This is a genomic window from Streptomyces sulphureus DSM 40104 (assembly GCF_000381025.1).
Classification (GTDB): Bacteria; Actinomycetota; Actinomycetes; order Streptomycetales; family Streptomycetaceae; genus Streptomyces; species Streptomyces sulphureus.
The window spans coordinates 106,138-119,410 of sequence record NZ_KB905821.1 but is presented as its reverse complement, the minus strand read 5'-3'; the positions used below and the strand labels follow the sequence as shown (position 1 = coordinate 119,410).

Genomic DNA, 13,273 nt, shown 5'->3' with positions numbered 1-13,273 from the left:
CCGGAGAGGAGCCTCCCTCGCCGGCCGAGCTCTCCGGCACGGCTCGCGCTGCTCCGGCCACTTCCCCGTTCCCCGGGTCGTGTTCCGTGCCGCATGACGAGGGTTCGTCGTGCAAGCGTGCGGAACCCGGACGGGGCGGCCGCACGCGTCGGCGTCGGGCCTCGCCCACCCGGGCGGGCGGAGGCCGGCCACGGGAACGCCACCGCGCCTTCGGCGCGCGGTGGCGTTCGGTGCGTGGCGGCCGCGTGCGTGGAAGCTCGAAGCACAGCCCGCTCAACCGGCCGCCGCGGTGACTCCCTCGGCTTCGAGCTCGCCGGCGAGCCTGCGCAGCGCCCTGGCCCGCAACGGTCCGACGGAGCCGCGGGCGATCCCCAACAACCTGCTCACCTCGGTGTAGTTGTGCCGGTCGTCGCTGAGCAGGCTGAGCAGCGCCTGGTCGCGTCGGGGCAGCCGACGAAGCGCGGCGAGCACGGTGGAGCGCCGTTCCCGGAGGAGCAGTGCGCTCTCCGGGCCGGCCTCCGTCGCCTCCTGCGGAACCGGGTCGAGTTCGGTGCCCCCTCCGACGGGGACGTACCGTGCGCACCGGTCCACCTGGCGCAGACTCTCCCGCCGTGCGCAGGTCGTCAGCCAGGCGGAGAAGCGGGTGGGCGAGTGCAGCGCACCGAGCTTCTGGTAGACCTTGAGCCAGGTCTGTTGGACCACCTCCTCGCAGTCCTGCACGCCGAGGCGGTGCGAGCGCGCCACCGTCCAGACGAGCGGCGCGTACCGGCGGACCAGCTCTGCCCATGCTTCCTGGTTCTTCTGGCGGCAGGCCAGGACGAGTTCGACCGTTCCGGCCTCCTCGCCGCGGCGGACCGCGTGCTTCGCGCGTACCCGGCTCTCCGGGCCGGACAGTACCTGCGGGGCCGGCATCAGCGGGAACGCTCCGCCGCCGAAGCGGCGCCGGTCTGGGGGTCGCCCACCTGCGAGAGGCCCTCCGACGCCTGCACGACGAGGCATCCGACCGAGCCGTCGGCGCTGAGGGCGGGCACGAGCGCCACCTCGCCGGCCGCCGCCCCGGCACGTCGCCAGTCGGCGAGCAGCGCGGCGAGTTGGAGCGCGCCCGTGGCCGCTGAGCACTCTCCCACCACCGTGTTGACGCGCACGGCTCGTTCCGGTTCCCGGTCCGCCAGGACGCGTCGCACTGCCCTCTCCTCCGCCCGGTCCAGCCCCCTCCGCTGGGTGGCACCGAACGAGACCGTCGTCACCTCGGCGGCGCTGAGGCCGCTGCGCCGCAGCGCGCGCGTGACGACTGCGGCGAGCGAGGGGACGAGCCGTCCGCGCGCGGCGAAGCCGACCTCGGCGGCGAGGACCCGAGCGAGCAGCGGACGGCCCTCGCGCCGTGCTCGCTCCTCCTGCTCCAGCACGAGGACGGCGGCGCCCTCGCCCACGGCTGCGTGGGGGCGTAATCCGCCGGAGCGGTGCCATCCCCAGCATCCCTGCGCGCTCAACTCCTCGACGCCGCCCACGAGCAGCCTCTCCACCTGAACCTGTCTGACGGCGTTGCGGGCGTAGCGGACCGCCTGCACGCCCGCCAGCGGTCCGCCCGCCAACGTCGCATTGACGCCGTGGAGTTGGTGCCGGATGGCCACCTGCCCGGCCGCGCAGTTCATGACCGTGTTCGGGAACAGGCTCGGGTTCACCAGGTAGGGCGGGTCGGCGGTCAGCGTGCGGCGGGAGTACTCGCTGGAGCTGCGTACGCTCCCCGCCGTGGTACCCCACACGGTGCCGGTGTCGTGACCGAGGCGGCCGGGGTAGGCGTCCACCGCGAGTCGGCAGGCGACGAGGGCGAGCCGAGTCGTGCGGTCGAGGTTGCGCAGCCCCTTGCGGCCGAGCAGCTCCGCGAAGTCCAGGTCGGGGACGGCGCGCGTCGGCCGGGGTGGCAATGCCTCGCCGTCGATCTCGCCCGTCGCCCGGTTCGCCTCGGGGCCGTTCCCGTCGAGGGCCGCGCCCAGTGCGCCGAGTCCGAGACCGGCCGGAGTCACCGCGGCCGCCGCCGTGAGGGCGAGCGGCGCGACGGTCGGAACGGTGCCGTCGAGGGGGCGCTCGCGCGTCTCTGGTGTGGTTGCTGTGGTCATGCGGGCCTTCCCAGGATGGTGATCGCGTTGTTGCCACCGAAGGCGAACCCGTGGTTCTCGACGACCCGGGGCTTCGCCTCTCTGGCACGTCCCGGCACGGGATCGACTCCCGGGCCGAGCGCCGGGTCCACCTGCGCGAGGTTGGCCGTGGGCGGGAGGAAGCCCTCGTACAGGGCCTTGCAGCAGGCGAGTGCGCCGAAGCCGCTCGCCGCGCCCATGGTGTGGCCGATCATCGACTTGATGGAGCTGATGGGAGGCGGCTGGGAGCCGAACACCTGCCGCACGGCCGCCACTTCGGTCGCGTCGTTGGTCGGCGTGCCGGTGCCGTGGGCGCAGATGTAGTCGATCTGCTCCGGCGTCACCTGTGCGTTCCGGTGGGCCGCCCGCATGCACGCGGCGATGCTGCTCGTCTCCGGGTGCACCATGTGCTCCGCGTCGCAGTTGACGCTGTAACCGAGCACCTCGGCGTAGATCCGCGCGCCGCGCGACACGGCGCGCTCGTACGGTTCGAGGAGCAGTGCGACGCCGCCCTCCGCCGTGAGGATGCCGGTGCGGTCCACGTCGAAGGGACGGCACACCTCCTCGGCGAGGGCCCCCAACCGGTAGAAGCCGGCGTGTGCCCAGCGGTTCACCGAGTCGGCGCCGCCGGCGAGCATGTAGTCCGCCTCGCCGGCGGCCACCAGGTCGTACGCATAGCCCAGGGCGTAGTTGCTCGCCGAGCAGGCGGTGGCGATGGTCAGCGCCTCGCCGTCGAGGCGGAGTTCGGTGTTGACGGCGGCGGCGATCCGGCCCGCGGGCAGCGCGTCGACGGAGCGGGGCGTGAGGGATTCCAGTCCTCCGCTGTGCCACTCGTCGACCAACCGCTCGGTCACGGCCGACTCGCCGCTGGTGGTGCCCATGATCGAGCCCGCCCGCGCGCGTGCGAGCGCGTCGTCGGCCAGACCGGCGTCCTGCACGGCCATGCGGCTCGCCGACGCGGCGAACTGGCTGCTGCGGCCCCACGTGTCGGGATTGATGCGGTCCAACCAGTCCCGTGGTCGGTAGTCGTGTACCTCGCCCGCGTACCGGTGCGGGAAGGCGCGGGCGTCGAAGCCGCGGACGGGCGAGGTGGTGGAACGTCCCTCCCGGATCGTCCGCGTGAACGCGTCCGCCCCCAACCCGGCGCTGCTGACCGCGCCGAGCCCGGTGATCGCGACGCGCTCGCCGGCGGCCGCGCTCACTGGCCGTTGTTCGCGAGGTTGCGGGCGAAGACCTCGTGCACACTGCGGAAGTTGACCATCTCCGGCAGTTCCTCCTGCGGGATGCTCACACCCAGGTCCTGCTCGATGCGGGCGAGGATTTCGATGGCGAGCAGGGAGTCGGCCTCGTGGTCCTCGATGAAGAGGCTGGTGTCGGTGAGCTCGTCGTCTTCCAGCTCCAGAATCTCCCGGATGATCTCGCGGAGCTGTCGGCGGTGTTCTTCGGTGACGATCGGAGTGGCGGATGAGGTCACGGTGTCTCTCCCTTCCGTCGGGCTTGTGGATTCTTGTGAGGCGGCCTCGGGTCGTCAGGCGCCGCGGTGTCGGAGGTTCACCGCGGTCGCTCTGGCCAGTGCCAGCGGGTTGAGGAAGCGCAGCGGGCCGATCAGCCGGGACGCGAAGAGGTGCATGTGCCGCGCCATGTGCGCGTCCTTGGCGGCCGCGGAGAACATCAGCCGCTCGAAGGGGTTGAATCCGCGGGCGGTGGCGTAGTCGGTCACGAGGTGCTGGTGACCGCGGAGTCCCCGGCGGTGCCGGCGGCGGTAGTCGTCGAGAGCCCTGCCGAGGTCGCCGTCGGCGGCGAGCGCGGGACCCACTGCGGTGGCGAGCCACTGCCCGGACTCCAGCGCCCACCCGCAACCAACGCCCCACAGCGGGTCGCTGGTGAGCGCCGCGTCGCCGATCAGGGCGATGCCGGGGGCGGTCGGCGTGCGCGTCGTCAGCGGGTAGTTCGTCGTCCCGGTGATCTTGGAGACGCGTTCGGCGGCGTCGATGTCGGGCGCGTCCGGCAGGCGTCGGACGAAGTCCAGGTAGCTCGCCTCCAGGTCGTCCCGGAAGGCGGGCAGTTGCTTCTTGTCGGGGATGACCGCGACCACGGTGATCCCCTCGTCGTTCGGCATGGCGTAGGCCACGTCCGGATCGAGGAACCAGCCCCGCGTGACGTCGCCGTCCGACTTCAGCCCGCGGAAGTAGGCGAAGTAGCTGAACCTGTTGTTCCGGTGCGTCTTCCCCCGCAGGTGCGCGAGCTTGGCGACCGTCGAGTCCTTGCCGTCCGCGCCGACGACGAGCCGGCCGCGTATCTCCCGCTCACCGTCGCTCGTGCGCGCCCGTACCCCGTCGACTCGGCCGTCGCCGTCCCTGAGCAGCTCGGTGACGCTGTGCCCGGTGAGGAGGTCGACGCCGTCCGTCTCCGCGGCGTGCGCGCGCAGGAGCGGGTCCAGGGTGCTGCGGCGGAGGTTGAAGCCGTGCGGCAGCGGATCAGCGCCCGGCTTCGGCTGAGGCCGGATCCAGCCCCAACGGGTGTACCAGTGCGCCTCGTTCGCGACGGCGCCCGCCTCGCGCAGGGCGGGGATGACCCCCAGCCGGTCGAGGACCCGGTAGGAGCAGGGCTGTAGGTAGTGCGTACACAGCACCTTGTGGGCGGTGGGGGAATGGTGCCGCTCCAGCAGCGCCACGCGGGCGCCCGCGCGGGCGAGGAGCGTTGCGGCGGTACAGCCGGCGAGGCTGGCGCCGCTGATGACCGCGTCGTAGCGGGCCGGTCGGGCGGAGGCGCGGTGCTGCGTGGGGTGTGACGAGGTCAAGGTCCCGTCAACTCCTCTCTTGGAGTGGTCAGTTGCAGTTCCGCGAGGAACCGGAGGAGGTGTTCGGCGATCCGGGCGGCCTCTTCGACATGGCAGAAGTGCCCGAGGTCCGGCTGCCGCCTGACGCGCACGTCGGGGAGCCGGGCGCGCAGGTCCGCCACCTCGTTCTCGGGCGCGGAGGGGTCGTCGTCACCGCCGAGGATCAGCAGTGGTACCGAGATGTGCTCCGGGCGAAGTCGCGCCAGGCGGGCGAGCTCCAGGTAGAAGTGGAGGACGCCCTCGGCGCCGACGCGTTCGAGCACCGTGTCCACCATGCGATCGAGCACTCCGGGCAGCAGGCGTGCACTCCGCGGCCCCAGCCGGACGGTCAGCCCCTCCCTGATGACCCCGCGGAACCTTCCGACGGCCCCTTCGAAGAACTTCGGGTCCAAGAACGGGTCTTGGCGTCGGAGCACCGGTGCGACGAGGGCCGCCGGGGTACGAAAGCTCCCGTTGAGACAGGCGAGGAGTTGGACCAGCGCGCAGGCCCCGAAGGAGTGGGCGACCACGAGGTCGGGCGCCACACGCAGCGCTCGCAGCCCGTGCTCCAACCAGCTCGCGGCGTCCCCCGCCCGGGCCCACACGTGGTCGGAGTTGTTGTGCCAGGGCAACTCCAGGGAGGAGACCCGGCAGTCGGAGGGCAGGTGTGCGGCGAGCGGACCCCAACAGTCCCAGCTCTCCTCGAAGCCGTGCACGAAGACCAGGTGCGGTCCTGCGGCGGTGCCGTCCGGCACGGAGCGCTCCCAGACCTGGACCGGCTCGCCTCCGACCACCACCTCGACGGTGGGAAGCCACTGCTCCGGCGGGTCCGGAGCGGACGTCACCGGTGTCCACCGGCCGCGATGGGAGCCGCGGCGGAGCCGTCCGTGCCGGTGCGGCGCCGTCGACCACACAGACGGAAGCAGCTACCGGGCAATCGGGCATCGATCCTCTCGGCGTGCGGGACAGCGGACCCCTCGACGAGGGGTCGCCCAGCCCCGTCGACGAGCCGCTGAGTATCCGAGCACCGCGAATTCACATTCATTGGTCCACCGGCTCCCTCTCCTCGAGCAGAAAGGCGTACGGAACGCGTGGCTCACAGAGCGCCGCATTCGACGAGCCCATGGTGCGCCGCGGTCGTTATCGTTCGGCTTGCCGGCGAATATCCGCGGAATATGCGCGGAGCGATATTCCAGTGATATGTCGATGGTGCAGCATTTCCGCTGTGCGTGCGGCGGATTCCGATGAGACAGCGGACGGTGACCGGCCGACGGGAGCCCGCCGGCACGGAAATGGACGAGAGGCGCCAGGCGGTCCGTGGGAGGAACTACGCGTGCCGCTCGCCGAATTGGGGCGCCCGCGGCCGTGGGACGGGCGGCACCACGCGGCGGCACGGTCTCCTGCGGCACCTCGCCTTCCCGGTTTCGGTGCGCCGTCGGCCGCCCGCCCCCTTTCAGTCGCTCCCGGCTCGCGACGCGGCCGCGCGAGGGGCCGAACCCGCGCGAAGGGGCGGGCACGGTGCCGACTCGACGGCGGCCAGGAACGGCCCCGGTGCGGTGCCGGAGGCGGTCCTACCGTGTCCGGGCGTCGCGAGACACTGAACAGGCGGGAGCGTGGCCGGCGGTCCGCAGCGCCGGCATTCGGTGCGCGGTGACCGGGCCGCCACGGCAGGTGAGACGGCGAAGAGGGAGCCAGCCCGGCTCATCGGGCGATACGGGACCCGTGCGCCGCGGTGACCGCGACCCCGCCCCGCCCGGGGCGGGGCGCCTGCCGCCCCGTACTGCGCTACGGCCACCGGGGCGAGGAGGGCCGGCGCTCGCCCGCGGAGCTCGTCTCAGGCGCCGTGTAACACCAAGTCCTGGGCGAGAACCGCCCGTTCGAGCTGACGGAGCCGCAGGCTCGGCTCTATGCCGAGCTCCTCGGCGAACCGTCTGCGCACCTGGCGGAAGAGATCGAGGGCTTCGGCCTGCCGGTCGTCGCGGTACAGAGCGATCATGAACTGTGCTGCGAACCGTTCCCTGAACGGGTGCTCCATGACCAGGTGTCGTAGCTCGGCGACCACGTGTCGGTGTCTCCCGAGCTCCAGGTCGAGGTCGATGCGGTCCCCCAGAGCGGCGATCCGCTCCTCGTGGAGGCCGGCCGCGATGTTCTCCAACACCGCGCTCTCCAAACCGGACGCGGCCGGGCCGTACCAGAGGTCGAGCGCCGTCCGCAGCGCTCGGAGGGCGGCGAACCGGTCGCCCTGCTCGCGTAGTTGCTCCGCCGTCGAGACCGTGTCCCTGAACAGGTGGAGGTCGACGGCGTACCGGGGCGGGTTGATGAGATAGCCGCCGGGGACCGTGCGCAGGATGCCGGGGTCCCCGCACTCCTTGAGCGCCCGCCGGATGCGGGACACGCAGATCCTGACCTGGGCGACGGCCGAGTCGGGCGGAGCCTCCCCCCACACGGCGTCCACGATGCGGGGCAGGGGGACCGTGTTGCCGGACTCCAGGAGGAGGAGGGTCAGCAGGGTGCGCTGCCGCGTCCCTCCCAGATCCGGGCGGGCGCCGGCGGCCGACACTTCCAGCGGTCCGAGGACGCGAAAGCGCGGTAGCCCGACCGGAAATAACTTGTCCATCTTCAAGCCCCCAGTTCCCCCGCTGCCCGGTTTCGGCGAACCGTCGCACCTGAAGTGCTTCCGGATCCACACCCTGGACGCAGGAGAGTACGTCTGAATCCCGCGCCTTTCGGTGCGCGCGAGAGGCTACTCGCCGATCGCGCCCGCCGCAGTGAGCAAAAACACCAAGAATCGTGCGTACGCGCGTAAACCGTGGTGGGGGTGATCGCAACGGGGTTCGAGACGTTGTCGGGAAATGTGTGCCGCCGCGGTAGGGGACCGTGTGGCACGTTTCCATCGAATGTTGGCAATCATGCCATGGCGAGCCGCGCACCGGGGCGGCAGGCTGACAGCATGGGTGCACATTTTGATGTGGTGGTGGTGGGCGCGGGTCCCGGCGGGTATGTCGCGGCCGTCCGAGCGGCCCAACTGGGGCTGAGCGTGGCGGTGGTGGAGCAGCAGTACTGGGGAGGCGTCTGTCTGAACGTGGGGTGCATCCCCTCCAAGGCCCTGCTCCGCAACGCGGAACTCGCCCACGTGGTGACTTCCGAGGCCGAGACCTTCGGGATGACGGTGGAGGGCGGCCGGGTCGGTTTCGACTACGGCGTCGCCTTCGACCGCAGTCGGAGGGTCGCCGCGGGGCGGAACAAGGGCGTGCACTACCTGATAAAGAAGAACGGGATCACCGAGTACCAAGGGCGGGGCACCTTCACCGACCCCCATACGCTCCGCGTGGACGGAGGGTCCGGCGCCGAAACGGTCACTTTCAGGCACTGCGTCCTCGCCACCGGCGCCACGGCGAAGCCGCTTCCCGGTGTCCGGTTCAGTGAGCGCGTCGTGGCCTACGAGGAACAGATCCTCACGCGGGAGCTGCCCTCCGAGATCGTCATCGTCGGCGCGGGGGCGATCGGCGTCGAGTTCGCCTACGTCCTGCAGGCGTACGGGGTGAAGGTCGGCCTCGTCGAGTTCTGCGATCGGATGGTGCCGGGCGAGGACGTGGAGGTCTCCAGGGAACTGGCCCGGGCCTACGCGAAGTTGGGCATCACGGTGCGGACGTCGACGCGGGTGGAGGACGTCGACGACTCGGCCGACCGCGTCCGGGTGACGGTGCGCCGACAGGGCCGGCGGGAGGTCCTCGAAGCGGATCGGGTGCTCCTCGCGACGGGGTTCCAGCCGCGTACCGAGGGGTACGGCCTGGAGGCCACCGGCGTCCGGATCACCGCCGGCGGAGCGATCGAGGTGGACGGGCGGTGCCGGACGAGCGAGCCGCACCTCTTCGCCGTCGGCGACGTCACGGGCAAGCTCATGCTTGCGCACGTTGCGGAGGCGATGGGCATGGTCGCAGCGGAGACCATCGCGGGCGTGGAGACCTCGCAGTTGGACTACGCGATGATGCCCCGCGCGACGTACTGCAAGCCGCAGATCGCCAGCTTCGGGCACACCGAGGAGCAGGCGCATGCGCGCGGCTTCGACGTCCGGGTGGCGAAGTTCCCGTTCTCCGCCAACGGCAAGGCATGCGGGCTGGGGGAGACGTCGGGCTTTGCCAAGGTCCTCTGTGACGCCGGCAGCGGCGAGCTGCTGGGAGCCCACCTCGTCGGACCTGAAGTCACCGAGCTGCTACCGGAGTTGACGGCCGCACAGCGGTGGGAGGCGACGGCGAGCGAGCTGGCGCGCAACGTGCACGCACACCCGACGCTGGGCGAGGCGGTCAAGGAGGCGGTGCACGACCTGGCCGGCCACATGGTCAACATGTAGCGGAGAAGCCGGGCGGTCTTCATGGAGGGTGCGTGGGCGGCGTGGATACGGTTGCGCCATGCATCAGGTCGTCGTGCTAGCGCTCGATGGGGTGTATCCGTTCGAACTCGGCATCCCGCACCGGGTGTTCGGCACCACCAGTTCCCGGTACACGGTGCTCACCTGTACCGTCGACGGGCTTCCCGTACGCACCGACAGCGACTTCCTCGTCGCTGCACAGCGCGGACCCGAGGAGCTCCGGAACGCGGACACCGTGGTGGTGCCGCCCTTCGATCTGACACTGGTCGCCGGGGCCGTCCCCGACCCGGTGACCGAAGCCGTTGCTTTGATCCCGCCGGACGCCCGGATCGTGTCGATCTGCACGGGCGCCTTCCTGCTCGCCGCGGTGGGCCTGCTCGACGGCCGTCCGGCCACGACGCACTGGGAGTTCGCCGGCAGGTTCCGATGCCTCTTTCCGAAGGTGGACCTCGACGCGGACGTGTTGTTCATCGACGACGGCGACATTCTCACCTCGGCCGGAGCCGCGGCCGGCCTGGACGTGTGTCTGCACATCGTGCGCAAGGACCACGGCAGCGACGTCGCGAACAGTGTGGCACGGCGCTGTGTGACGCCTCCGTGGCGCGAGGGCGGACAGGCCCAGTACATCGACGCCCCCGTGCCCTCCCTTCCGGCGCAGAGCACGGGTGACATCCGTGAGTGGGTGCTGGAGAACCTCCACCTGCCGTTGCGGGTGACCGATCTCTCCGAGCGGGCCAGGATGAGTGTGCGCACCTTCTCTCGCCGGTTCCGCGAGGAGGTGGGCGTCAGTCCCGGTCAGTGGCTCATCCAGCAACGGGTCTCGCGGGCCCGCCACTTGCTGGAGACGAGCGACCTGGGGGTGGAGGAGGTCGCCCAGCGGGTCGGCTTCGCCACGGGAACCTCCCTGCGGCAACACCTGCGCGCCGCGCTCGGTACGTCGCCGCTGCGGTACCGCCGTACGTTCCGGGCGCGGAGCTGAACCCGACCGACGAACGGCCCCTTTTCGGCGGCCTGCCTGATCGGTCCGTCGAGAGGAGGCGGCTCGCACGGGCGCGGTGGTGCGGAACGCGCCGGGGTTCCGTTGCCTCACCCAGGAGGCGAACGCCCCGCCGCCCCGTGGTCGGGTGACACGGGGTGCGGACGCTCGTCCAGGGCGCTCGCGGGAGTCCGGCCGCTCCGGCCCCGAGGAAGTGGAGTGCGGGGAGCCTCGGCCCGCACACGGTTCTGGGGCGTCAGTTGTTCCGCGGTTCCACCGTGAGTCGAAGACCGTCGAGACGATGACCGCCTTGAACGGCACACCTCCGAACGGCAGGCTGCCGGCCTCATCGACGCGTTCCCGGCTGGCGCGTGCGAGATCGCCGAGCTTCCCGACGGACTACGGCGACGGATGTTCGAAGCCTTCCGGCTCCAGATCCACTACGACAAGCGCACCAACCGCGTGCGTTGCCGCGTGACACTGGCTGATGGCCCTCGTCGGGGGCGCGAGTCGCCGAAGAGGCGGTGCGGGCGAGCATCTCGAACGAGGAGTCGTTGCCCTCTGTGTGGTGCCCCCGGCAGGACTCGAACCTGCGGCCAAGTGCTTAGAAGGCACCTGCTCTATCCACTGAGCTACGGGGGCCAGTCTCCCGGCGGGGCGGTGGCCCTGCCCCCGCGGCGACCATGGCGGGGTCAAGGATAGGGGGCGCAGTGGCTCGTCCCGCTCCCTCCACGTCCGCGCTGCGGTGTGGAGGTTCCGTGAAGCGGTCCCGATAATCGCAGGCTGGTGCGATTAATGCAGCGCTTTTCGCGCCGCGTGGTGCGGGTGTTGCGCAGTCGTTATGGCGACGGTGTGGCTGATGTGTGGGGGAGCGCGCCGACTGGGGCACCGATGGGCGAATGGCGCCAGTTTCGTGGCGCTGGGCAGCGATTGCGCTTCAGAAATCTCCTGAAATTGGGCATTCTGCCCCTGTGGCGATCTTGGATGTACAGCCAGAACTGCTCACCGCCCTGAAAACGTTGCGGGACCGTATCGCCGCAGCGCGTCTCCCGCTGCCCTTGGCGGGTGCCGAGCGCGCACGCAGGTCCAGGGACGAGCTACTGGCCCAACTCGACGACTACCTCCTCCCGCGCCTCACCTCCCCAGAGGCTCCCCTCCTCGCGGTCGTGGGCGGTTCGACGGGAGCCGGCAAGTCCACCCTGGTCAACTCACTCGTCGGTCGACGTGTAAGCGAAGCCGGCGTTCTGCGCCCCACCACCCGCACCCCCGTACTCGTCTGCCACCCCGACGACCATCACTGGTTCGCGGGCGCACGGGTCCTTCCCGACCTCAGACGCACCTTCCCGGCTCCTCAGAACATCCCTCGGCAGGAGCCACCCGACAACGAGGAGCCGACCGTCGAGGAGATCGACTACGACCCGGAGAGCACCGGCAACGATCTCCGTATCGAGACGGATGTTGCGCTACCGGCCGGACTGGCCCTCCTCGATGCACCCGACATCGACTCATTGGTCGTCTCCAACAGGGACTTGGCCGCCGAACTCGTCAGCGCGGCAGACGTCTGGATTCTGGTCACCACCGCCTCCCGCTACGGGGACGCCGTCCCCTGGCACTTGCTGCGCACAGCGCGTGAGTACGACGTCACCCTCGCCACCGTCTTGGACCGAACCCCTCATCAGATCGCCACGGAGGTCTCCCACCAGTACGGCCTCCTTCTGGACCGCGAGGGGATGGAGGAGGTCCCGCGCTTCACCATCCCCGAACTGCCGGAATCGGCAGGCGGGTCGGGCCTCCTTCCCGCGACCGCCGTCGCCGGCCTTCGGCAGTGGCTTTCCAGGCAGGCGCAGGACCCGGCGGCTCGCGAGGTCGCCGCGGCTCGCACCGCCACCGGCACACTCGCCTCGCTGCGTCCCCGTGTCGTCGCGCTCGCCGGCGCCGTCGCTGCGCAGCACGGGGCGGTCCAACGGCTCTGCGACGTCGTGGAAGCGTCCTTCGCGGACTCCGGTCGCCGGGCTCGCCGACGGCTCGGCAACGGGGAGTTGCTCGCGGGGGAAGTCGCCGCACGCCTGCAGTCCTTCCCGGCGGACTGTGGCGGAGACGAACTGCTGGACGCCTTCGAGGAAGGACTCACGGCACTGCTGGGTGGTGCCGTCACAGTCGCGGACCAGAACGTGGCAGACGCCTGGAGACGTGAACCCGGTGGGGGTTGCTGCCTGCCGATGGAGGAGGACGAGGCGGGAGCACGCCCCGGATTCCTCGTACGGAGATGGCGCCGATGCATTGAGGAGTCCGTGGAGGAAGAGGTACTCACTGCCGAGCTCGGCGCACTCGTCGACGCCGAGGAGATGGCGGCTGTGCTGACGGCGGCGATTCTCGGCGGGCCGAAGACCGAGGAGCTGGCGCTCGGTGTCCTCGCCGACGCATTGGGGCGCACGGTTTCCGAGCGCCTGCGCGCAAACGGCGTGGAGCTGCTCGACGCCTGCGTGGAACGCGCGCTGGCGGCACGCAGGGACCACTGGCTGGCGCCGCTCGAGGAGCTGGCGACGACGCCCGACTCGCAGGTCGACCTGGTGGCCGCGTACTCCGCATTGAGCAAAGCCCGGGCGGTGCTGGCATTTCCGGCCGCCCGCACGCATCGAGAGGTCCAGAGGGAGAGGTGACCACGGTGTCGGCGACGACCCGGGAAGAAGGAACGGCAAGCGAGAAGGAAGCAGCCCCGCCCCGAGAGGACCTTGGAGCCGCGGGCGACCAGGTTCCGGCTTCTTCCGCGCCCGTCAGCGAGATGGAACCCCGCACGACGGATGCGGCTGACGAAGCGAGGGCGAATCATGCGCGCGCACACGAGTACGTCGGGGAGCCCTCGGACGTCGAGTGCCGTGAGCGGCCCGTCGAGGAGGTGGCAGGGGAGAACGTGGCTCCGCCGCCTTGGGGAGACGGGCTGATCGCTCGACGTGCCTCCTCCTCCGGAGCCGTAG

General features: G+C 71.0%; 10 protein-coding genes and 1 tRNA gene. 3 read left to right on the top strand and 8 right to left on the bottom strand.

Annotated features, from left to right (window positions below):
• Positions 1 to 273 precede the first annotated feature (273 nt).
• The 7 genes from F603_RS0123055 to F603_RS0123025 form a co-directional block, all read right to left on the bottom strand.
• A complete protein-coding gene (locus F603_RS0123055; RefSeq protein WP_019548306.1) occupies positions 274 to 912 on the bottom strand; it encodes an RNA polymerase sigma factor in 639 nt (212 codons plus the stop codon).
• Complete coding sequence (locus F603_RS32635) at positions 912 to 2,117, bottom strand: beta-ketoacyl synthase N-terminal-like domain-containing protein (protein WP_019548305.1); 1,206 nt, start codon at positions 2,115 to 2,117, stop codon at positions 912 to 914. Before F603_RS32635 ends, F603_RS0123055 begins: the two co-directional genes overlap by 1 nt.
• Positions 2,114 to 3,337 carry a beta-ketoacyl-[acyl-carrier-protein] synthase family protein gene (locus F603_RS0123045; protein WP_019548304.1) on the bottom strand — a complete coding sequence of 408 codons (1,224 nt, stop codon included), beginning with the start codon at positions 3,335 to 3,337 and terminating at the stop codon, positions 2,114 to 2,116. Before F603_RS0123045 ends, F603_RS32635 begins: the two co-directional genes overlap by 4 nt.
• Positions 3,334 to 3,609: an acyl carrier protein gene (locus F603_RS0123040; RefSeq protein WP_019548303.1), complete on the bottom strand. Its 276-nt coding sequence runs from the start codon at positions 3,607 to 3,609 to the stop codon at positions 3,334 to 3,336. Before F603_RS0123040 ends, F603_RS0123045 begins: the two co-directional genes overlap by 4 nt.
• Positions 3,610 to 3,663: 54 nt before the next feature.
• Positions 3,664 to 4,935, bottom strand: coding sequence for an NAD(P)/FAD-dependent oxidoreductase (locus F603_RS0123035; protein WP_019548302.1), 1,272 nt, complete (start codon positions 4,933 to 4,935; stop codon positions 3,664 to 3,666).
• Positions 4,932 to 5,798: an alpha/beta fold hydrolase gene (locus F603_RS0123030; protein ID WP_019548301.1), complete on the bottom strand. Its 867-nt coding sequence runs from the start codon at positions 5,796 to 5,798 to the stop codon at positions 4,932 to 4,934. Before F603_RS0123030 ends, F603_RS0123035 begins: the two co-directional genes overlap by 4 nt.
• Before the next feature lie 989 nt (positions 5,799 to 6,787).
• Positions 6,788 to 7,570: an AfsR/SARP family transcriptional regulator gene (locus F603_RS0123025; RefSeq protein ID WP_026328658.1), complete on the bottom strand. Its 783-nt coding sequence runs from the start codon at positions 7,568 to 7,570 to the stop codon at positions 6,788 to 6,790.
• 333 nt (positions 7,571 to 7,903) lie between these two features.
• Here F603_RS0123025 and lpdA point away from each other — a divergent pair, with 333 nt between their 5' ends.
• Both lpdA and F603_RS0123015 read left to right on the top strand, forming a co-directional pair.
• Positions 7,904 to 9,304, top strand: coding sequence for a dihydrolipoyl dehydrogenase (gene lpdA / locus F603_RS0123020; RefSeq protein WP_026328657.1), 1,401 nt, complete (start codon positions 7,904 to 7,906; stop codon positions 9,302 to 9,304).
• A 58-nt stretch (positions 9,305 to 9,362) separates the two neighbouring features.
• Positions 9,363 to 10,301, top strand: coding sequence for a GlxA family transcriptional regulator (locus F603_RS0123015; RefSeq protein ID WP_019548298.1), 939 nt, complete (start codon positions 9,363 to 9,365; stop codon positions 10,299 to 10,301).
• A gap of 563 nt (positions 10,302 to 10,864) precedes the next feature.
• Here the strand turns inward: F603_RS0123015 and F603_RS0123010 are convergent.
• A tRNA-Arg gene (locus F603_RS0123010) sits at positions 10,865 to 10,940 on the bottom strand.
• Positions 10,941 to 11,269: 329 nt separating this feature from the next.
• On the opposite strand from F603_RS0123010, the gene F603_RS0123005 reads away from it, so the two are divergent.
• The gene (locus tag F603_RS0123005; RefSeq protein ID WP_051096326.1) at positions 11,270 to 12,958 is read left to right on the top strand and encodes a dynamin family protein; all 1,689 of its coding nucleotides are present in this window, start codon (positions 11,270 to 11,272) and stop codon (positions 12,956 to 12,958) included.
• The last annotated feature ends 315 nt before the right edge of the window (positions 12,959 to 13,273 follow it).